We start from the raw sequence: 19950 nt of genomic DNA on the forward strand, positions 1-19950 counted from the left end.
TTTGTGATATAGGCACAATCGCGGTGTGGAGGAAGGCAAACTGATTGACATAGCTATTACACACTAATGACACCCGAGTCAGGTTGACTCAGTACATTATGCATTTACCGTTATGATTTATAGGTCAACGACATGAAAAAAACACTAGGGATTTGTTTTGTAGGGGTAATGTGTTTTGCGACTCAAGCTTTCGCGGCCCCCGCTTATCAAGAGAGTCAATCGGTAAAGGATAATCCACACAGTCTTTCCGCTGGTATTGCCATTGATCAGCAATTAAGTGCGGTGCTGAGCGTGGACAATACGTATCGTTTTACGATTGGTAACCAAGGGGGCGCCGTCGATTACATTTTCAAACGTGGCCAATTTGAAAACTTACGTGCGCCGTTGAGCTGGTACGTAGGTGCCGGTGCATGGTCGCAATGGGATCATGATGAATTTGGTGCTCGTTTACCCGTTGGCGTTAGCTACCCAGTGACAAAGCGTTTAGAAATGTACGCACAAGTCCATCCCGAACTCGACTTACACGACGATGCTGATTTACAGCTCGGTGGAGCCTTAGGAGTGAAATACCACTTTTAATTGGTCATGGGATCTTCCATCATAAAAAACGCCAGAGTAAGCTCTGGCGTTTTTTTATTGAACACTGACCGACGGTCTTAGTTTTTCATTGCTTGGCGGATACAGAATCCTGCACCACCCCAAGTAATACCAAGCCCGATGATCATCATGATAATGGCACCTGTTGTCATGCGTTTACTCCTTGTGCAGATTGCTTGCTGTTGAGGTTAATGATAATACCGGCGACAAGCAGTAGGCCGATCATTACCCAACCTAATGTGAGATTGTAGCCACCGTATCCATCAGTCACGAGAGTGTCGACTTTGTCCGTTAAGATGATAATAAGCATTGCTGGAGAGATAAATTTAAGACAGATATCAAACCAGACCGCAATATGGAAATCCGATTGTTTATTCGCGTAATCACGAGAATGAGAGATTTTCATTAACCATGCCATCAGCACAAGCTCTACTAAACAGCTCGCAAGAATACCGATATTGTTGGCAAAGTGATCGACTAAGTCGAGCAGTAGTAAGCCACCGTTTGTTGCATAGGCCATTGAGATAACAAAACCGATACCGACGACACAGTTGGCCGCTTTACGACGACTACAACCCAGTTTATCGATGATCGAAGACGTTACCGCTTCCACCAAGGAAATGTGAGAGCTTAGACCAGCAATGACTAACGCGAAGAAGAACAATGGACCCAAGATATAGGGAATAGGTAATAAATTGATTGCCTCAGGGATAGTGACAAAGGCCAAACCGACACCCGAGCTGACCACATCTGTGATGCCTTTGCCCTGTGCGCTCGCCATGTAGCCCAATACAGAGAAGATCATGATACCCGCTAGAATTGAGAAGCCACAGTTCAGTAATACCGTAATAAAGGCATTGTTACTGATATCGGATTTCTCTGGTAAGTAACTTGAATAAGCCAGCATGATGGCAAAGCCAATACTCAGTGTGAAGAAAATCTGACCATAAGCGGCCGCCCATACTTGTAAATCCCAGATCTTGCTGAAGTCAGGTTTGAACAGGTAAGTCACACCTTCTAGAGCGCCAGGTAACGTAATCATACGAGCAATCAAGCCAATGACCATCAAAAAGAGAATTGGCATCATGATCTTGGATGCACGCTCAATTCCCGATTTAACCCCTCCGGCAACGGCTGCGTAAGTGATGCCCCAAGCAATGGTCATCGCAAGGGCAATACCCCACTGAATACTGCCTAGATTCGTTGGTGAGTTATCTCCTAACTTGAGATAATCCGAGAAAAAGTACGTATTGGTATCGGCTCCCCAACCTTGCGTAAAAGATAATCCGAAGTAGGAGATGGCCCAGCCAATAACAGCAACGTAATAGATCGCAATAACAGCGGCGACGCCTACTTGGAACCAACCGAGCCACTCAAATTTTTTATGAATAATGGATAGTGTCTTCGGAGCGCTGCCACGATGGCGTTGACCCATACTAAATTCAAGGATCATAAATGGAATGCCTGCGGTTAGCATGGCAAATAGGTAAGGAATAAAAAACGCACCACCGCCGTTTTCATACGCCATATAGGGGAAGCGCCAGATATTCCCTAATCCGACGGCAGACCCAACTGCAGCTAGAATAAATCCAGTGCGTGAGCCCCATTGTTCTCGCTTCATAATGTACTCCTTCCTACTCTGAGTCATTCAATTGCTTTATGGTTTTATGTGAAGTCATGGACGACATTTATTCGGTAGGTTTGATGTAACGAATACAAATCATCTATGATTTTACAAATTATTAGTTATTTGTTTTTAGCTAATCGATAAATCAGAATATTATTTCAATATTAATGATGTGTGTTTGCAAAATCTGAAATATTCAGCTGTGCATTACCACTAAGCCTACAATTTTATTTTTAGGCTGGCAACTAAATGATAGCGTCCATTCTTAGTCTAATTTTGGTGTTTTATCTCGTTCTTTTGTGTGTTTATTAGCAATAAATGGGACATTAATTGATAATTCTGGTGAACATCACTTAAATAGTAGTGATTGGTGATGTAAAACTCTGGTGTGACAAGCGGCTTTTGTGACGATTTTTACAACAGTTTATTTTTTGATGTAGATCAAACGGAGTGGAATCTGTTTATGAGCACTGTTATAACTGTGACTATGATTAAGCTTTTCGTTGCATAGTATCCGCTATTATTGAGCGATAACTGCGTCAATTTTATCGTTTGAATGTATCAATAGGAGTGTACAATGAACTTTAATCTAAAAATGTCTCTCGTTATTACCGCCATTTCCTTTATTGTCTTCATAGGAGCTGGTTTAATAGCGATTATGTAAGCCAATATCAGGAGTGCGCAGATGGGGCGTAATAGTGGAACCATTTGTCCCGCTAGTGAAAGTATTGATAACGATCAGTTATCCAGATTTATCAGTGGAAAAAGTGCGTTGGTTGCTCAAGGCGGGGGCCAACGTGGCATCTTTACCGCCGGCGTATTTGATGCATTTTTACAGGCTAAGTTTGATCCCTTTGATGAGTATTTTGGTACGTCAGCGGGTGCATTGAATTTATGTCCATTTATTTGTCGTCAAGAAGGGTTAGGTAAATCCTTTATTACAGAACTGACGACCAATCCCGAGTTTTTTCACCTCTTCAGTTATATCCGACGCAAACAGTATATGAATTTGGATTGGGCGTTTGACCAAATTCAAATCGACCCTTATCGGTTGGATATTTCGACTGGGCGCGAGATGTTACGCAGTAAGAATCGACGGGCGTTTGCTGCGGCTACGAATACTTCAGACCTAGAAGATCATTATTTACCGATGATGGGAGAAGACTGGCGTGCGGTGCTGGCAGCAACGTGTGCTATCCCCAGACTTTATCAAGGCGTGGTACCCATTAAAGGATACGATTACGTTGATGGTGGGGTGTCGGCGGCAATTCCCGTTCAAGAAGCGTGGCGACGTGATGCACGTTTTATTACGGTGGTACGCACCGAGTGTGTTGAAGACACGTTGCAAACACAGTTAGAAAATGACATAGAAAGTCGCAAAGTGGCTTGGTTTAAAGATTCACTCAATAGCATTCAACTCCAGTGGCAAACCAAGTTGCAAGAATGGAAGCGAGACTGGCAGTCGTTTGTGCAGCAACATAAAGGCAAAGCGAGAGCGCAAGGCCTGAATGTGATGAATGGTGGACGTTGGATGTTTGGTGCGGATGATATCTATCGTCTGAGTTATTTGTTAGGAGACAAGTTTGATTCGGGGTTAGCAGATATGTTGATGGTGCACTATCAAACGTATGGGTTAACGCAAGAATTTTTAACGTCGCCTCCAGACGATACGTTTATTATTCAAATCGCGCCCAGCGAGCCACTTAAGTCGAGCTCTTTGCTGAGTCGCCGTGAAGATTTAATTAATGACTATGAGTTGGGGATGGAAGCAGGAAAGCGTTTTATCGCTCAATATCAAACAGCCGTATCTAAGTGGTCAGCTCGTACCATATTGGATCATCTCGACATCAACGATGTCGATCCGATGAATCTGTAATTGTGTGACAGGGCAGTCACAGTCCAGCACATAAAGAGCCTGCCGAGATGGAGGCTCTTTGACATTGTCGCGTAAACGCGTGAACAAGGCTGTGTCTATTACAACACGGGTAATATACGCATGCAGTTCGTGGTGCCTTCGACATTGGTAATGTCCCCTTGGGTGATGATCACCAAATCACCAAACTCCAGTAATCCTGCCTCTTTTAACGCCTCTAGCGCATTTTGTGCCAGTTCATGGCCCACTTGTTCTGCCCCGTCAAAATGAAAAGGTGTGACACCACGATACAACGCACAGCGATTGAGCGCGGCGTGATTGCGTGAGAGTGCAAAGATAGGAAACGTCGTATTGAGACGAGAGGTCATTAACGCGGTGCGACCGGATTCTGTGAACGTGACCATCGCTTGAACGCCATCCAAATGATTGGCGGCGTAAATGGTCGACATGGCAATGGCTTCTTGTTCGGTGGCGAATGAACCGGATATACGATAACTCTGATTGTTAGACTCAATCATTTTTTCAGCGCCAATACAGACAGCCGCCATCGCTTCCACCGTCTCAACAGGGTAAAGGCCAGCCGCCGTTTCACCGGAAAGCATGACTGCATCGGTACCATCTAATACGGCGTTGGCAACGTCCATCACCTCGGCTCGAGTAGGCATTGGGTTGGCGATCATTGATTCCATCATTTGTGTGGCCGTGATGACGACACGATTTAAATTCTTCGCACGTGTAATTAATTTTTTTTGTACGCCGATCAACTCAGGATCGCCAATTTCCACCCCCAAATCCCCACGAGCCACCATGATGACATCCGATTCCATCACAATGTCATCGATATTCTCATCACTAGACACCGTCTCTGCACGTTCGACTTTCGCGACCATACGCGTGTTGAGTCCCGCTTCTTTGGCTAAACGGCGCGCATATTTCATGTCTTCACCATTACGAGGGAAGGAAATTGCGAGGTAATCGACATCGATTTCAGCGGCTAGCACGATATCCCGTTTATCTTTCTCGGTCAGTGCATCGGCAGACAGGCCGCCCCCTTTCTTGTTGATGCCTTTATTGTTGGAGAGTATCCCGCCAATGATGACTTCTGTATAGATTTTAGGTCCTTCCACCTTGAGCACTTTGAGTTGCACTCGGCCATCATCCAACATCAATAAATCATCACGCTGTACATCTTGTGGTAAGCGTTTGTAGTCGATGCCTACCGCCGACTGATTACCTTGCCCAGGCGCCATATCGGCATCAAGAATAAAGTGGTCGCCTTCATTCAGTTCTATTCGATTGTGTTCAAAAGTCGATACACGAATTTTCGGGCCTTGCAGATCACCTAATATGGCGACGGTTCGGCCGAGCTTTTTCGCAATACGTCGTACTTGCTCTGCACGGCGTTTATGATCATCTGCACTGCCGTGGGAAAAGTTCATGCGTACAACATTGGCTCCAGCGTTAATAATGGCTTCTAATATGTCCTCTTTGTCAGTGGATGGGCCTAATGTTGTCACAATTTTTGTTCTTCTTTGTGCCGTTGTCATAACCTGCTCCTGATGATGGATGACGATGCGGGTTGTCAAAAGAATAGAGAAGTAATGCCATTTAAGTTTGGAAGTGAATCGGGAATTTACCAGTGGCATTTACAGAATTTGCTGGTTGAATCTAAAGATTAGGCGAAAAAACTGGGTATGATGATGTACTTACACTATGACATAGCGCGCAAACTTCCATATTGTTGCGTGATACGAGTCACGGCTAGTCATCAAGTGACTTCACAATTACTTCGCAAAGTAAAAAAATTACACAGTTTTTCGTTCTTGGAGTAAATAATGTACATGGCCCAACCCGGACACATTGACCATATCAAGCAGGTGAATGCTGGCCGTGTGTATAAGTTGATCGATCAAAACGGTCCCATCTCTCGTATCGACTTATCGAAAGAGAGCGCTCTCGCACCCGCGAGTATCACTAAAATTACCCGTGAACTCATTGATGCCCATTTAGTCCATGAAACAACGGTTCAAGAAGCCATTTCTCGAGGTCGACCGGCAATTGGCTTGCAAACCCTGAATGAAGGATGGCAGTTTTTATCGGTTCGCCTTGGTAAAGATTATCTGGTTTTGGCCTTGCATGAGCTCGGTGGCGACGTATTAGTCGATAATAAAATCGATATTCATGAAACCGATAACGAGGATCTACTGGCTCGCCTGCTGTATGAAATTAAGTATTTTTTTGATACGTATGCTGGACTGCTTGGCCGGGTGACCAGTGTAGCGGTTACCGTACCAGGATTGGTCAATTCTGCTGAGGGCATCATCCTCAGAATTCCGCATACGGATATTTGTGATTTGCCAATCGGCGAAGCGATTCATAATGCCACTGGATTGCCCGTTTTTGTTGCCAATGATACACGGGCTTGGGCGCTAGCGGAGCGTTTATTCGGTCACGCTCAAGATGTTGATAACTCGGTGTTGGTGTCGATCCATCATGGGGTGGAAGCGGGCATCATTGTCGATGGACACATTGTACAAGGACGCAAGGGGCATATTGGTGATTTGAGTCATATTCAGATAGACCCATATGGAAAACGTTGTGAGTGTGGTAATATCGGCTGCTTAGAAACGGTAGCAACGTCTCAAGCCATTCAAAGTTATGTAGAAAAGCGTTTACATCAAGGCGATACGTCGATTCTTTCCGAACAAGATGAACTCACGATAGAAGCTGTCTGCCATGCCGCTGCACAAGGTGATGACGTAGCGGTTGATGCCATTGAACACTTAGGCCGCTATCTTGGCGCCGCTCTTTCCATCATTATTAATATTTTTAATCCTGAACGGATTTTGATTGGTGGTGTGATCAATCAGGCAAAAGATGTCCTCTATCCTGTATTAATGCAATGCATAGAGCAACAAACCTATCCTCGATACCAAGACGGTTTAGAGCTTGCCGAGTCCCGTTTCTATAGACAAGCCACTATGCCAGGCGCCGCTTTGATTAAACAAGCGCTTTATGATGGCGTTTTATTAATGAAAGTTGTGGAAGGTTGATTCGTCATTATAATGAAATTAATGATGAGTCAGTTTTACATTTTACATATCTGGCTATAATGTTATTGATGGTCATCCATAGTTAGGAATCCCTATGTCAGGCGTTTTAAACACGGTCGATGCGCGCACCAATTTAGTTGGTGAAAACCGCTTAGAGCTCTTGTTGTTTAGTTTACACAGTAGCCAATACTTTGCGATTAACGTTTTTAAAGTAAAAGAAGTGATCAAAGTACCGGTGTTAACTAAGTTACCAGGCTCGCATATGCACATTACAGGCGTTGCTTCTCTGCGAGGAGAATCAGTCCCTGTTATTGATCTGCGAAGTGCGATTGGATTTCCCCCCTGTCGACAAGAGAATGTTGAGCAAAATCTGATCATTACTGAGTATAATCGTTCTGTGCAAGGTTTCTTGGTGGGGCAAGTTCGTCATATTATTAATACGACGTGGAGTGACATCCAACCACCGCCAAAAACGACGGGGCGTTCAACATATTTAACCGCTATTACTCATCTTAAAGAAAAAGATCGCTCCCATATCGTTGAGATTATCGACGTCGAAAAAGTGTTAGCTGAGATCATCGATTACGACGTCTCCATTTCAGAAGATGTATTAGACCGAGAGTTGCTCGATTACATGAGCGGTCGTCGGGTTTTAATTGTTGATGACTCCTCTACGGCGCGTAATCAAGTAAAAGGAACCCTGTCTCAGCTTGGCCTGGAAATTATCGAGTGTCGAGATGGGTTAGAAGCGTTAACCTTGTTACAATCATGGTGTGATGCGGGTAAGAATATCGATGATGAATTGTTAATGTTGATTACCGATGCGGAAATGCCGGAAATGGATGGTTATCGTCTGACTCGTGAAATTCGTCAAGACAAGCGTATGAAAGATTTGCATATTACGCTGAATACGTCTTTGAGCGGCAGCTTCAATGAAGCGATGGTTCAAAAAGTCGGATGTAATCGCTTCATTTCTAAATTCCAGCCTGATTTATTAGTGGAAGTCGCTCAAGAGCGTTTACGAGAAGTGTTATAATATTGAAGACATGAAAAGCGCGATTATCGCGCTTTTTTTATGTGTTAACCCCCCCTCGGTTTATTCCTGACTGAATTCTTTTGGCAACTTCATGCTCTTAATCGACAGCTGAACTGGTATTATGGGATGTCCTATGATACTTAAATAATAAATAACAATAGTTAGCTCTATTGTTGGGCGCAGATATTAAGGACAATGGCATGACTCAATTGCAATTACAGAGCAATGAAACACCTCATTTTATGGATTTGGACATTCATTCGGAGCGCATTCGTTTAATTCCAATATCGTATCGTTTTGCTGATGATATTTTACGAGAGCTAAACCCAGATATTACTCGTTATATGACGCCGAATGCGCCTCAGGCTTTATCCCCGATTTCAGATAATAAGTGCGACATTCATGGAAATATGTAGAAGAGGAAGCCAACTGCTGAAAGTGGTACGCTCTTCTCGCCAAAGAAACAAGCAGTACTACCATGAATTATCAACAGTTGACCGAAGGCAGAAGATACCAGATTTCTGCTCTTTTGGAACGGGGAATTTCGGTTCCTGAAATAGCTAAAACAGTTCAGTGCCACCGCTCGACGGTATACCGTGAGCTTAAACGCGGTCGGAAGGGAGAGCATTATTGCCCTAACGAAGCCCAGATGTCGTCTACCAAAAAGCGCAAAACAGCACGTAAATACCGAATACCAAAGGAACGTGTCGATTTTATCCGCCTTCTTTTAGAAACAGATTGGAGTCCAGAGCAGATTTCTAATGTATTAACGAAAATTGGTGCATCTGTCAGTCATGAGTGGATCTATCGCTTTGTTGCTCAAGATAAACGCTTGGGCGGTAAGTTATATCGTCACTTGAGACAAGGTCATAAGCGGTATCGCCGAGGTAAACAAGAGAAAGCTCCAGCGATAAAAAATACCGTTTCGATTGATGATAGACCAAGCATCGTTGACAGTAAGGAGCGGTTTGGTGACTGGGAAATCGACACTGTGCTAGGTAAGCATGGTACAGGTGCAATGGTGACTATTTTAGAGCGTAAGACTCGATTTTACGTGGTAAAGAAAGTGCCATCTAAGTCAGCGGATGATGTCACCAAAGCGACAATAGAGCTACTGAAGCCCTATAAGAAACATGTCCATACCATTACGGCAGATAACGGGCGAGAGTTTGCAGGTCATGAAACCATCGCAAAAGAATTAAAGGCTGATGTGTACTTTGCTCATCCGTACAGTTCTTGGGAGCGTGGTGCTAATGAGAATGCGAACGGTCTTTTAAGGCAATATGTGAAGAAAGGAACCGATCTAACGACAGTGACGGACATCGATATAGAGTTCGCTTTATCGCGGATAAATTACCGTCCGAGAAAGTGTTTAGGCTTCAAGCAGGCAGCCATTATATTTGAGGAGATGGCTTTAGCTTCTTGATATTGGAGAGTGTCGCACTTCGCAGTTGAATTCGGGATCTGAGGTCACTTCATTTATTGACCAATCCATTGAAGAAATGCAAGCGGGAAACGAATTTGTATCCGTTATCGTCGATGCTTTTAGTGAAGAGTTTCTCGGTATTTGTACCTGCTCTGCCAAGGGGAATCCTGATACGCCAGAATTGGGTATTTGGATAAAGAAATCCGCCCATGGAAAAAAACTCGGATTAGAAAATATCAGCACATTAGTGGAATGGGCAAGAGCAAACTTGTGTTATCAATTTCTCATTTATCCAGTAGATCGTGCCAATATTGCTAGCCGAAAAATTCCAGAAGCATTAGGTGGCCAAATTATTATGCGCAAGCCTCTTGATACCCAATGTGGCATTCCATTGGATGGTGTGGTGTATCATATTGTTTAGCGTAGCGCTTGGTGATGTTACTTCCTTGTCAAACATGTCAACTTTTAGACATGAATCGTTTTATTACAAGACAAAGTAAACATTCATTAATACAATGAGTCATGAAAATTAAGCGATATTCATTTTAATTGCTGTTATTAATATCGGTAAGAGGGTTTAGATTAGAGAGTCTAAACAAGGCGCTACCAAAAAAATAAATAAGGAGCGAGGATATGGATTTAATTCGAATTTTATGTTCTGTGCTATTGCCACCATTAGGTGTTTTTCTACAAGTTGGTATTGGGGGCGCTTTCTGGCTCAATATATTACTTACGCTATTAGGGTATATCCCTGGGATCATTCACGCGGTTTGGGTTATTGCTCGACGATAAACGTTGGTGAGCTAACCGTTTCTCACTCTGATAGCCGAAAAAAAGCCCAGCGCAAGCTGGGCTTTTTGTTGATGTGTCTCTCATGACAAACATTAATAACCGCCAGCTGCGCCTTGCGGGCGGCGAGCGTCATTCGCGCCATAAAGGAAGCCTTCACGGACTTTACCTGAAACGGCAGAGTCACTGACATTGGAGGCTTTTTCGTCTTTGATCACGCTTGGTAAGCCAACCATAATGGCTTCTGCTGCTCCCCAAGGTTTTTTCTCAACCATTTTATAACCGCGATCTTTCAGGATTTTTAGCGTGTCTGGTGAAATACCTCGCGTTTCATACAGCACCACGTCAGGTAGCCATTGCTGGTGGATACGTGGAGCATTCACCGCTTCTTGCAATGTCATACCGTAATCAATCACGTTCATCACAGTATTGAGTGTAATGGTGATAATCAGCGAGCCGCCGGGAGAGCCAACCACCATAAACGTTTTGCCATTTTTGGTTACGATCGTCGGTGACATAGACGACAATGGTCGCTTGCCTGGTGCAATGGCATTGGCCTTACCTTGCACTAAGCCAAACATGTTGGTGGCGCCGACTTTCGATGTAAAGTCATCCATCTCATCATTCATCCAAAAACCGTAGCCAGGCGCCATGACACCAGCGCCAAAGCGGCCATTAATGGTGTAAGTGGTTGATACCGCATTGCCAGCTTTATCGATCACAGAATAATGAGTGGTTTGTGGTTTCTCATGGGGTGGGATGCCTGCCGCGAGTTCTTTTGATGGGGTGGCCTTGACCGGATCAATAGTCTGACGAATCTGCGCTGCATAGTCTTTGCTGAGCAGTTTTTTCATCGGGATATCCACGAAGTCGGGGTCACCTAAGAGGCTGTTGCGGTCAACATAGGCGTGACGCATCGCTTCTACGGTGTAGTGAATGGCGTCTGCTGAGCCATAGCCCATCGAAGAAAGGTCGTAGCCTTCTAAGATATTTAGAATCTCACACATGGTTGTGCCACCGGAACTGGGTGGTGGCGCAGAAATAAATTCATAGCCACGATAAGAACAGGTCACGGGTGTGCGATTTTTCGCTTGATAGTTTGCAAAGTCTTGTGCGGTCAGATAACCGCCATTGGCTTTTGAGGCTTTTTCAATGGCTTTAGGAATATCGCCTTTATAAAAGGCATCAGGACCTTGTTTGGCAATACGTTCTAGCGTATTGGCTAGCGCGGTTTGTACCAAACGATCACCCGGTTGTAGAGGACTGCCATCAGGTCTTAGGAAAATTTTTGCGGCTTGCTTGTCGCTGCGTATTTTTTTTAAGCTGGTGTCGATAACATCCGTATCGCCACGTGTCAGGATAAATCCATCGCGCGCCAGTTTGATCGCTGGAGCCATGATTTGAGCGCGAGTGAGTTTGCCTGAACCATACTGTTGTAGCGCTTTTTCCATGCCACGTACAGTTCCTGGAACACCCACTGCTCCCCAACCTAGTAAACTCGCATGCGGAATCAGATTCCCATCGTCATCTTGGTACATTTTGGCACTGGCAGCCGCAGGCGCCATTTCTCGGAAATCAATAAAATGGTCAGACCCATCCGCGAGATGTAGGGTCATGAAGCCGCCCCCACCAATGTTCCCACAGCAAGGGTTAACGACGGCTTGGGCATAGCCGACGGCAACGGCTGCGTCCACCGCATTGCCGCCCATTTTTAAAATATCGACGCCAGCTTGTGAAGCAAAACGCTGTGATGATACCACCATGCCATTTTTCGCTTCTACCGCGGGAAGTGTGGCGGCCACACTGACGTGAGATAACACGGATGTCGCCAGCGCGACGATCGAGAATGCTCCTGCAAGGAGACGTTGTTTATAGTCCATTATGTCTTCCATAAAAAGTTTGCGGTGCTCGGCCAAGTGCGAGCCACCGTGTGTAACAGCAAAACTCACAGCACCAGAATAAGGAGCGTTGAGTATGAGCGGTGCGATGTTTGAATACCTTGACACAGAGGTGGCTCTGAAATCTGTATTTACTGTCGATAATTGTCAATTTATCAGTCGGTTAGCATAACGCTCTGAGTATGATTCTGCTAGTGATAATTTGTCATAATGCTCAAAGCGTGTGACGCTTAGTCTCCGAGACAGGGGGCTTCACTCTGGGTAGAACTTGCGGCGTTTTTAATCGGTGCTGGCCCTTGTGTTTGCGAATATCAGCCCAATATCTACTATTAACTCAGTCAATAACGTGGTTGTTGCTGAGAGACATTATTTGCTGCGAAGGTGTCATCGTTTTAGGTTAAATGTTCGCAACTGCGCATTTTGTTTTTCTCAATATGACATCATCGAGTACATTCAATCAACAGAGGAAGCTTATATGAAAGCCATGATCTTAAAGCAGCCGGGCGGTCTTGACCAAATTACTCAAACGGAATTACCCGATCCCGGTCAGCCTGGTCCCGGTGAAATTCGTGTTGCTATCAAAGCAAGCTCACTAAACTTCCATGATCTCCTCGTGGCACAAGGTGATGCGCCGACAGAAGCTGATCGCATTTTAATGTCGGATGGCGCTGGTGTCGTTGAAGCCGTGGGTGACGGTGTCCACGAATTTGCAGTCGGGGATTCTGTTGTTTCGACGTTTTTCCCAAACTGGCCTGCGGGTCAGCCATTTGCCGGTGTGGGGCATTTTGAAGAAACCCCAGGGGATGGCGCACAAGGTATGGCGGCGCAAGTCGTTGTGAGACCTGTTTCGGCCTTTACTAAAGCGCCGAATGGTTGGAGCCATGAAGAAAGCGCGACCATCACGACAGCGGCACTCACTGCATGGCGCGCGTTGGTGGTGGATGGCTCGTTAAAAGCGGGAGACACCGTATTAACCTTGGGAACTGGTGGTGTATCAATTGCAGCGGTGCAATTGGCGAAAGCGATGGGCGCGCGTGTGATTTCGACGTCTTCGTCTGATGAGAAGCTTGAAAAGCTTAAAGCGCTCGGTGCCGATGAGGTGATTAACTACAAAACCCATCCGGAATGGGCTCAAGAAGTGTTATCGCTCACCCAAGGTGAGGGGGTTGACCACGTTGTTGAAGTAGGGGGACCCGGCACTCTCGCTCAGTCGATTCAATCGATTAAAGTTGGCGGGCATATTGCGTTGATTGGTGTGCTGACTGGTGTTCAAGGTGATGTACCTACCGCGATGCTGATGGCAAAACAAGCGCGCTTACAAGGGTTGATTGTGGCAAGCCGTCGTGATCAGCAAGAATTTGTGGCGGCGCTTGAAGCCAATAACATTCGCCCTGTGATTGATAAAACGATGCCGTTTGAGCAATTGAGTGAGGCATTTTCTTATCAAAAATCCGGTCAGCATTTCGGTAAGATTTGTGTGACGTGGTAAGCCTGACCATCGTTTAACGATGAGGCGATAAAGCAAGCTAAAGCTGTGATACCTGCAGCTTTAGCTTTTTTTTGTCATTAATAAGGGAGACAATCCGAGGATGACGGTTTCGTGCAGCGTTAAAAAAGCCGCGTGGATTAACCAAGCGGCTTGACTGGCAAGACAGTAAGAGGGGCGCAAAAAGCCCCTCACTGTGCAAATTATAATACAGTTAGTGTCACGTCGATGTTGCCACGAGTTGCATTCGAATATGGGCAAACTTCATGTGCTTGATCAACCAATTTTTGTACTAGCTCTTTGTCAAGTTCAGGCACATCAATGCGCAGCTCCACTTGAATACCAAATCCTTGTCCAACAGGACCGATACCAACAAGCCCTTCAATGGTTGATGCTTCAGGGATGGTCACTTTTTGTTTTGATGCGACCAATTTCAGTGCGCCAGTAAAGCATGCTGCATAACCTGCGGCGAAGAGCTGTTCTGGGTTAGTACCATCACCACCAGGACCTCCCAGTCCTTTCGGAGTGGTGAGTTTAAGATCAATGGCTTCGTCATCTGCTGTAGCGCGGCCATCACGACCACCGTTAACTTTTGCTTGAGCTGTATAGAGAACTTTATCTAAAGACATCGTAATACTCCTTTGTTTTCAAAAATTTGACGATTCGTACCGACAACTTACGATCTTATGTGCTAAACATGATGTATTGCGACACAAGATCAAGATGCGAATATCTCTCAAGGTGCTTTTCGTCACCTGCTGACTATTAAACTAGCAGGCTGCTAAATAAATTGCAAGCAATTAGATTGTGCACAATTTATTTAGCAATTCGACGCGGCCTTGAAGGTGCATTGAGAGTCATCCTATGCCGTGTCACCAAGATATTGTCATGCGTGGCAGCTCAGACGATAAAGGCAAGGCACCAGATTTGTTTGCGAACCACAAGCCATGTTTTACTATTAAAAAGCCACCCACTGAACGAGCATCAAATCATCAACTATGAGCAATCATCAACCACACTATCACACACTTCGTGTCATTCTTGGCGATCAGCTTAATGCCGCGCACTCATGGTTTAAACAGCAAGATCAAGGTGTGCTGTATTTAATTGCGGAGCTCCATCCAGAGGCGACCTATGTCAAACATCATATTCAAAAGCTCTGCGCGTTTTTTCTGGCGATGGAACGCTTTGCCGATACCTTAAAAGACAATGGCCGTGATGTGTGTTATCTCACACTAGATGAGACTGAGCAACAAAGTTTACAAGAGGTGATCTTAAGCGTCGCCAATCAATACGGTGTAGAACATGTCGAACTACAGCGGCCCGATGAATATCGAGTATTACAGCACTATCATCAGTTAATGGATAACCACTCATCACCGAGTTTTACTATGGTGGATAGCGAACATTTTTTGCTGCCTTTCGAGGAAATTCCCGATCTTTTTCAAGCCAAACGGCCGGTTCGTATGGAAACCTTCTATCGAAAAATGCGTCAGCGTTTTCACATTTTAATGGAGAATGACAAGCAGCCCGAAGGTGGGCAGTGGAACTACGACACCGCGAATCGCAATAAACTCAAAGCAAAAGATTTAAGTGAAATCCCAGAGCCACTGTGTTTTGCGCATGATGTTACCCACATACTTGAGCGAATTCAGCGTCATGGGATTGCCTCTCTTGGGAAAAACCAATCGAGCTTATTGTGGCCAGTAACCCGGCAAGATGCGCGCCATTTATTGACTTTTTTCTGCCAGCATTTATTGCCAAACTTTGGTCGTTTTCAAGACGCAATGACGCACAAAACGCCTCATCGTTGGAGTTTGTATCATTCGCGTTTGTCTTTTGCACTGAATGCGAAATTTATGAGTCCAATGCAGGTTATCAACGCTGCGGTTTCGGCTTATCGCCAAAGCGAGCATATCGATATTGCCCAAGTCGAAGGGTTTGTACGGCAAATCCTCGGCTGGCGTGAGTATGTACGTGGTATGTACTGGATTAACATGCCCGATTATGGGCAGCAAAATGCCTTAAACGCCCAACGAGATTTGCCGAACTACTTCTGGAATGGGCAAACGAAAATGCAATGTCTTGCCAGCGCGATAGGACAATCGCTCGATTATGCGTATGCGCACCATATTCAACGCTTAATGGTGACAGGCAACTTCTGTATGTTGACTGAAATTGAGCCGCAGCAAGTCGATAAATGGTATTTAGGGATTTATATCGACGCTTTGGAGTGGGTAGAACTGCCGAATACCCGTGGTATGAGCCAATTCGCAGATGGCGGCTGGATAGCCTCTAAACCTTACGCGGCGAGTGGAAATTATATACAGAAGATGAGCGACTACTGCGGTGATTGCCATTACAAGGTAAAAGAGAAAACCAGCGAAGTAGCCTGTCCTTTGAATAGCTTATACTGGCGCTTTATGGTTAAGCATCGAGAGTACCTAGCAAAAAATCATCGTATCGGCATGATTTATGGGAGTTGGGATAAGCAAGACGAAACACAAAAGCAGGCCATTTTACAAAGAGCTGAATGGTGCTTAAAGCATCTGGAAACGCTCTAGGAGCGTCACTTTTTAATCTAGCACTGTCAGAACCGTTGTGATGACGGTTTGTGTCGATGGTGATGTATGCCGCCGGGTCAGGGCGGCATCAGTGGTGTTTATGCACAGCATTTCTTGTATTTTTGACCGCTACCACACAGACAGGGCTCGTTTCGGCTTGGCGTCTTTTCAGCCGTGGCGGTGGTCGGTCTGTTTAATAACGTGTCGAGTTCTACGGTATTCTCTTCTCGAGTGGCATCAACCACAATATTGGCGATGATTGCCTGTTCTTGTGTGATGGCCTCGATCTCAGTTTTACGTGCTTCACAAGCCACGGTGACGGTGATCGGGGCGTCGGCACTCCCCGCTTTGATATAACGGTTGACGTTATAACCAGATTTCACGTGATTCTTTCTGGTTTCAATACGGCCTTTGAAAAATAGTTTCGACATTCAGGGACTCTTGAGTGATGGAGCACAGCGAAAAGGAGCAGGGAGTATACGCGTGATCGCAAAATGGTAAAGTGTTATTGACCGTTACCGGTAGGACTTAACCGGCTAATGAATGTTATTACTGGTGCACTCGCTGTTAATGATAATTCAGGGCTTGCTAGTTTGGTGGCGACAAAACCCTTGGTAACCACAAAGCAATATCAGGGATTAGGCATAAAATAAACGCGGCTGTACACATCAGGACAAAGAACGGAAATGCTGCCTTGGCGACTTGGCCAATTTTCTCTCCGGTGAGCCCTTGCAGTACAAAAAGGTTAAAGCCAACCGGTGGGGTGATTTGTCCGAGTTCAATCAAGATGACGAGGAATACACCAAACCAGATCGGATCAAAGCCCGCTTGTACTACGATGGGGAGGGTAATCGGCAAACTCATCACGGTAATCGAAATGCCATCCAGAAAGAGGCCTAATATGACGTAGAAAATGGCAAGGGCGAACAGTAGCCAAGCGGGGGATAAGTTTAAGCTCGCAATATATTGGGCGAGGTCGGATGGCAGATGTAAAAAGCCCATTGCGGTCGAGAGTAATGCCGCTGACACCAATATACTACACACCATGGTTGAGCTTAATAATGTCGCGCTAAGGGCGTCTTTGATCATTAAAAAAGTCAGCTGGCGCTCTTTTAATAAGATCAGCAACGTCGCGAAAACACCCACGGCTGCGGCTTCTGATGGGGTCGCAATACCTGTGTAGATGGCGCCCATTACAATGACAATCAAGGAAATCACCGGTAATAGCAGCGCAATACTTTTGAGCTTGCCGAACGACTGAGCACGTTCCGGAGGACACAATGATGGGTTCATTAACGCTCGTGCAATCAGATAACCAGAATACAGCGCCGCAATTAATATCCCCGGTAAGATGCCAGCCATGAAGAGTTTGCTGATCGACACTTCAGACTGAATGCCATACACAATCATTACCAAGGAAGGGGGAATGAGTAGACCTAAACTACCAGCGCCTGCTAATGAGCCAATCGATAAACGGCGATCGTAACCGCGCTTTTTGAGCTCGGTGGTGGTGATTTTGCCGACTGTTGCGGTTGTGGCCGCGCTCGAGCCACTCACGGCGGCAAACAGAGCGCAGCCAAATACGTTGGTATGCAGTATCCCGCCGGGCAGTTTTTTCGTCCACGGCTCTAGCCCTTTAAAGAGTCGATCTGAAATATCGGAGCGAAAAATGAGTTCTCCCATTAAAATGAATAAGGGAATTGCGGATAGCTCCCATGAATTACCTGCTCGAAAAACAATCCGGCTGAGAATGGCGCCCGCGCGATGAAAACTGACATCACCAATCATCACCAAAGAGAGCAGAGCGACCATAGCTAGCCCAGAAAAGACCCAAACTCCCATGCCGAGGACTAGAAAAATAAGTGCAATAACGGCGGCCGCGGTGAATACAATGTCCATATTGATTCCTATTTGTGCGATTAAGTCGGCTCGACATGTGGGACTTGTCGGGTGGAGAGTAGCTGTAGCATCCGTACAAACAGCGTCAAACACAGTAAACCAAGGCCAATGAGCACCATGGTTTCAGGTATCCAGAGCGGGGTTTCAGCAATCGATGAGCTGGTGGTACCACGTTTTAAGCTTCTTAGTGTATTGATGTACCAGTAGTAGGTTATCCAAGTAAAAACCGCAAAAGATAGGGCAGAGGCGATTAGATCCAGTAGCCAGTGGTAACGTTCAGGCAGTTGGTCACTGAGAATATTGACCTTAATGAGGCTGTTACGCTCCAAGCTGTAACCGAGCCCTAAAAAGGTGAGTGTCGCGACCGTATAACCGACGAATTCATCTAATACATAGGTGGATTCGCCAAACAAACGTAGCCCGATCTCCAGCAAAATATGGCACAGCACATAGACAATTAATAGCATTGCGAGTGCGCCAGACAACCTATTCAGTTGTCTGGAAAGGCCGGTGATCAATCGAATGAGCATCATTGGCTGTTCTCGAATTGGTTCATGATCTCTTGCCCAGTTTTCCCGGTATCGCTCAGCCACTCTTTGAGCGAGGGTTTGGCTGAGGTTTGTAGCCAGTGAATAAAGGGTTTAGGTAGGTCTTTGTGAATGGTGATGTTGTGTTCGGCCAGCGCTTGGTAGTTCTGCGTGACACGCTTTTTAACGGTTTCCCAGTTGTGTTTATCGGTCAAGACGGCGGCTTGTAAAATCGCTTTTTGATTGGCTTTGGATAAGTCATCAAATTCGTCTTTGTTCATGTGAACCATATTGAGAGGAATCGCATATTGGATGGCGCTGTAGTGATGAAGGTGCTCCCAAAACTTACCACTTGCTCCTGCATCTGCTGAGGTTAACACCGCTTTAATACCACCGGTAGACAGTTGTGGCACTACATCGGCCCAAGAGAGTTTGACCGGTTCTGCTCCTGCTTCGCGTAAGGTTAGGGTGCCATTTTTGTCATAGGTGCGGATTTTTAAGTTCGCTAATTCTTGTTGATTTGTTACTGGTTGTTTGGACCAAATACCACTTGCCGGCCAAGGCGAGGCGTACAACAAGATCTGATTATTGTCGGCAAAGACTTTTTGATAGTAGGGTTTGGCGATATCGTAAAGACGCTTCGCCTGCTCGTCGTTTTCTACCAAAAAAGGCAACGAAGAAACCAGAAAGAGCGGATCAATGCCTGACATACTTCCGGCTAATGTATCCGCAATTTGTACGGCATCATCCGCGACCGCATAAAAGTTATCGGCCGATTTAAACCCGAGCGACCCCCCAGTGTGTAAGGTGATATCCACATCACCGTTACTGAGCTTAGAAACTTGATCAATAAAGTACTGATCCCCTTGAGCATGAATAGAGGATGCGTTGTATTCATTAGAAAAATCCAGTTTAGTCGTAGCAGAGACGGCTGGAGAATGGCAAAGCATGGCGGAAAGGGCAAAAAGTCCATATCGTTTCATAGTAGCTTCATCCTTGAAGTCGAGAGGAGTTTTTACTGTATGTGCTTTTCTATAACGAAGTATTCGCAAAGCGACAAAAGCCACTCTAACTGCGACAAAACAATGTAAAAATCCTCAAGCATCAATATTGAGATGAGGCAAAGTAGTCAAGATGTGTCCCTATAAATCCGGCGGTTAACACTAGCTTTTTAG

At 45.4% G+C, this 19950-nt stretch carries 20 protein-coding genes; 11 read left to right on the forward strand and 9 right to left on the reverse strand.

What is annotated here, in order from left to right; genetic code table 11:
* The first annotated feature begins 132 nt into the window (after positions 1–132).
* On the forward strand, positions 133–579 hold the full coding sequence (locus EAE30_RS09890) for a hypothetical protein (RefSeq protein WP_123015763.1): 447 nt from the start codon (positions 133–135) through the stop codon (positions 577–579).
* A 77-nt stretch (positions 580–656) separates the two neighbouring features.
* Here the strand turns inward: EAE30_RS09890 and EAE30_RS09895 are convergent, their stop codons facing one another.
* Complete coding sequence (locus EAE30_RS09895; RefSeq protein WP_123015764.1) at positions 657–749, reverse strand: MetS family NSS transporter small subunit; 93 nt, start codon at positions 747–749, stop codon at positions 657–659.
* On the reverse strand, positions 746–2218 hold the full coding sequence (locus EAE30_RS09900) for a sodium-dependent transporter (protein ID WP_123015765.1): 1473 nt from the start codon (positions 2216–2218) through the stop codon (positions 746–748). The genes EAE30_RS09895 and EAE30_RS09900 overlap by 4 nt, the downstream gene beginning before the upstream one ends.
* A 583-nt stretch (positions 2219–2801) precedes the next feature.
* Here EAE30_RS09900 and cydH point away from each other — a divergent pair.
* Both cydH and EAE30_RS09910 read left to right on the forward strand, forming a co-directional pair.
* Positions 2802–2888 carry a cytochrome bd-I oxidase subunit CydH gene (gene cydH / locus EAE30_RS19255; RefSeq protein WP_123015766.1) on the forward strand — a complete coding sequence of 29 codons (87 nt, stop codon included), beginning with the start codon at positions 2802–2804 and terminating at the stop codon, positions 2886–2888.
* Between the two features lie 21 nt (positions 2889–2909).
* Positions 2910–4100: a patatin-like phospholipase family protein gene (locus EAE30_RS09910; protein ID WP_123015767.1), complete on the forward strand. Its 1191-nt coding sequence runs from the start codon at positions 2910–2912 to the stop codon at positions 4098–4100.
* A 98-nt stretch (positions 4101–4198) separates the two neighbouring features.
* On the opposite strand, the gene pyk is transcribed toward EAE30_RS09910, so the two are convergent.
* Positions 4199–5644 (reverse strand): pyruvate kinase, encoded by a 1446-nt coding sequence (pyk, locus tag EAE30_RS09915; protein ID WP_123015768.1) that lies wholly within the window; start codon positions 5642–5644, stop codon positions 4199–4201.
* A gap of 288 nt (positions 5645–5932) precedes the next feature.
* Between pyk and mlc the strand changes: the two genes are divergently transcribed.
* The 6 genes from mlc (at position 5933) to EAE30_RS09945 (ending at position 10404) form a co-directional block, all read left to right on the forward strand.
* The gene (mlc, locus tag EAE30_RS09920; protein ID WP_123015769.1) at positions 5933–7150 is read left to right on the forward strand and encodes a sugar metabolism global transcriptional regulator Mlc; all 1218 of its coding nucleotides are present in this window, start codon (positions 5933–5935) and stop codon (positions 7148–7150) included.
* Between the two features lie 94 nt (positions 7151–7244).
* On the forward strand, positions 7245–8186 hold the full coding sequence (locus EAE30_RS09925; protein WP_123015770.1) for a chemotaxis protein CheV: 942 nt from the start codon (positions 7245–7247) through the stop codon (positions 8184–8186).
* Between the two features lie 200 nt (positions 8187–8386).
* Positions 8387–8602, forward strand: a complete 216-nt coding sequence (locus tag EAE30_RS09930) for a hypothetical protein (RefSeq protein ID WP_123015771.1) — start codon at positions 8387–8389, stop codon at positions 8600–8602.
* A gap of 62 nt (positions 8603–8664) precedes the next feature.
* Positions 8665–9612 carry an IS30 family transposase gene (locus EAE30_RS09935; RefSeq protein WP_123014179.1) on the forward strand — a complete coding sequence of 316 codons (948 nt, stop codon included), beginning with the start codon at positions 8665–8667 and terminating at the stop codon, positions 9610–9612.
* A gap of 25 nt (positions 9613–9637) precedes the next feature.
* The gene (locus EAE30_RS09940) at positions 9638–10033 is read left to right on the forward strand and encodes a GNAT family N-acetyltransferase (RefSeq protein ID WP_123015772.1); all 396 of its coding nucleotides are present in this window, start codon (positions 9638–9640) and stop codon (positions 10031–10033) included.
* A gap of 212 nt (positions 10034–10245) precedes the next feature.
* Positions 10246–10404, forward strand: a complete 159-nt coding sequence (locus EAE30_RS09945; RefSeq protein WP_123015773.1) for a YqaE/Pmp3 family membrane protein — start codon at positions 10246–10248, stop codon at positions 10402–10404.
* A 92-nt stretch (positions 10405–10496) separates the two neighbouring features.
* Here the strand turns inward: EAE30_RS09945 and ggt are convergent, their stop codons facing one another.
* The gene (gene ggt, locus EAE30_RS09950) at positions 10497–12281 is read right to left on the reverse strand and encodes a gamma-glutamyltransferase (RefSeq protein WP_123015774.1); all 1785 of its coding nucleotides are present in this window, start codon (positions 12279–12281) and stop codon (positions 10497–10499) included.
* A 493-nt stretch (positions 12282–12774) separates the two neighbouring features.
* On the opposite strand from ggt, the gene EAE30_RS09955 reads away from it, so the two are divergent.
* The gene (locus EAE30_RS09955; protein ID WP_123015775.1) at positions 12775–13788 is read left to right on the forward strand and encodes a zinc-dependent alcohol dehydrogenase family protein; all 1014 of its coding nucleotides are present in this window, start codon (positions 12775–12777) and stop codon (positions 13786–13788) included.
* A gap of 200 nt (positions 13789–13988) precedes the next feature.
* On the opposite strand, the gene EAE30_RS09960 is transcribed toward EAE30_RS09955, so the two are convergent.
* The gene (locus EAE30_RS09960) at positions 13989–14414 is read right to left on the reverse strand and encodes an organic hydroperoxide resistance protein (RefSeq protein WP_123015776.1); all 426 of its coding nucleotides are present in this window, start codon (positions 14412–14414) and stop codon (positions 13989–13991) included.
* 369 nt (positions 14415–14783) lie between these two features.
* Here EAE30_RS09960 and EAE30_RS09965 point away from each other — a divergent pair, with 369 nt between their 5' ends.
* On the forward strand, positions 14784–16349 hold the full coding sequence (locus EAE30_RS09965) for a cryptochrome/photolyase family protein (protein WP_123015777.1): 1566 nt from the start codon (positions 14784–14786) through the stop codon (positions 16347–16349).
* A 98-nt stretch (positions 16350–16447) separates the two neighbouring features.
* Here EAE30_RS09965 and EAE30_RS09970 read toward each other — a convergent pair whose 3' ends face one another.
* The 4 genes from EAE30_RS09970 to EAE30_RS09985 form a co-directional block, all read right to left on the reverse strand.
* Positions 16448–16780, reverse strand: coding sequence for a PBPRA1643 family SWIM/SEC-C metal-binding motif protein (locus tag EAE30_RS09970; protein ID WP_123015778.1), 333 nt, complete (start codon positions 16778–16780; stop codon positions 16448–16450).
* Positions 16781–16937: 157 nt separating this feature from the next.
* Positions 16938–18248: a TRAP transporter large permease gene (locus tag EAE30_RS09975; protein ID WP_123015779.1), complete on the reverse strand. Its 1311-nt coding sequence runs from the start codon at positions 18246–18248 to the stop codon at positions 16938–16940.
* A gap of 20 nt (positions 18249–18268) precedes the next feature.
* Positions 18269–18781 (reverse strand): TRAP transporter small permease subunit, encoded by a 513-nt coding sequence (locus tag EAE30_RS09980; protein WP_241967754.1) that lies wholly within the window; start codon positions 18779–18781, stop codon positions 18269–18271.
* A complete protein-coding gene (locus EAE30_RS09985) occupies positions 18778–19758 on the reverse strand; it encodes a TRAP transporter substrate-binding protein (RefSeq protein ID WP_123015780.1) in 981 nt (326 codons plus the stop codon). The genes EAE30_RS09980 and EAE30_RS09985 overlap by 4 nt, the downstream gene beginning before the upstream one ends.
* Positions 19759–19950: the final 192 nt, after the last annotated feature.

Origin of the sequence: Vibrio zhugei, from assembly GCF_003716875.1 — a bacterium.
GTDB lineage: Bacteria > Pseudomonadota > Gammaproteobacteria > Enterobacterales > Vibrionaceae > Vibrio > Vibrio zhugei.

What these genes read in the sequence shown, in the direction of transcription:
- EAE30_RS09890 (WP_123015763.1), top strand. Translation starts at nt 133, where the DNA reads ATGAAAAAAACACTAGGGATTTGTTTTGTAGGGGTAATGTGTTTTGCG.
- EAE30_RS09895 (WP_123015764.1), bottom strand. Translation starts at nt 749, where the DNA reads ATGACAACAGGTGCCATTATCATGATGATCATCGGGCTTGGTATTACT.
- EAE30_RS09900 (WP_123015765.1), bottom strand. Translation starts at nt 2,218, where the DNA reads ATGAAGCGAGAACAATGGGGCTCACGCACTGGATTTATTCTAGCTGCA.
- cydH (WP_123015766.1), top strand. Translation starts at nt 2,802, where the DNA reads ATGAACTTTAATCTAAAAATGTCTCTCGTTATTACCGCCATTTCCTTT.
- EAE30_RS09910 (WP_123015767.1), top strand. Translation starts at nt 2,910, where the DNA reads ATGGGGCGTAATAGTGGAACCATTTGTCCCGCTAGTGAAAGTATTGAT.
- pyk (WP_123015768.1), bottom strand. Translation starts at nt 5,644, where the DNA reads ATGACAACGGCACAAAGAAGAACAAAAATTGTGACAACATTAGGCCCA.
- mlc (WP_123015769.1), top strand. Translation starts at nt 5,933, where the DNA reads ATGTACATGGCCCAACCCGGACACATTGACCATATCAAGCAGGTGAAT.
- EAE30_RS09925 (WP_123015770.1), top strand. Translation starts at nt 7,245, where the DNA reads ATGTCAGGCGTTTTAAACACGGTCGATGCGCGCACCAATTTAGTTGGT.
- EAE30_RS09930 (WP_123015771.1), top strand. Translation starts at nt 8,387, where the DNA reads ATGACTCAATTGCAATTACAGAGCAATGAAACACCTCATTTTATGGAT.
- EAE30_RS09935 (WP_123014179.1), top strand. Translation starts at nt 8,665, where the DNA reads ATGAATTATCAACAGTTGACCGAAGGCAGAAGATACCAGATTTCTGCT.
- EAE30_RS09945 (WP_123015773.1), top strand. Translation starts at nt 10,246, where the DNA reads ATGGATTTAATTCGAATTTTATGTTCTGTGCTATTGCCACCATTAGGT.
- ggt (WP_123015774.1), bottom strand. Translation starts at nt 12,281, where the DNA reads ATGGACTATAAACAACGTCTCCTTGCAGGAGCATTCTCGATCGTCGCG.
- EAE30_RS09955 (WP_123015775.1), top strand. Translation starts at nt 12,775, where the DNA reads ATGAAAGCCATGATCTTAAAGCAGCCGGGCGGTCTTGACCAAATTACT.
- EAE30_RS09960 (WP_123015776.1), bottom strand. Translation starts at nt 14,414, where the DNA reads ATGTCTTTAGATAAAGTTCTCTATACAGCTCAAGCAAAAGTTAACGGT.
- EAE30_RS09965 (WP_123015777.1), top strand. Translation starts at nt 14,784, where the DNA reads ATGAGCAATCATCAACCACACTATCACACACTTCGTGTCATTCTTGGC.
- EAE30_RS09970 (WP_123015778.1), bottom strand. Translation starts at nt 16,780, where the DNA reads ATGTCGAAACTATTTTTCAAAGGCCGTATTGAAACCAGAAAGAATCAC.
- EAE30_RS09975 (WP_123015779.1), bottom strand. Translation starts at nt 18,248, where the DNA reads ATGGACATTGTATTCACCGCGGCCGCCGTTATTGCACTTATTTTTCTA.
- EAE30_RS09980 (WP_241967754.1), bottom strand. Translation starts at nt 18,781, where the DNA reads ATGATGCTCATTCGATTGATCACCGGCCTTTCCAGACAACTGAATAGG.
- EAE30_RS09985 (WP_123015780.1), bottom strand. Translation starts at nt 19,758, where the DNA reads ATGAAACGATATGGACTTTTTGCCCTTTCCGCCATGCTTTGCCATTCT.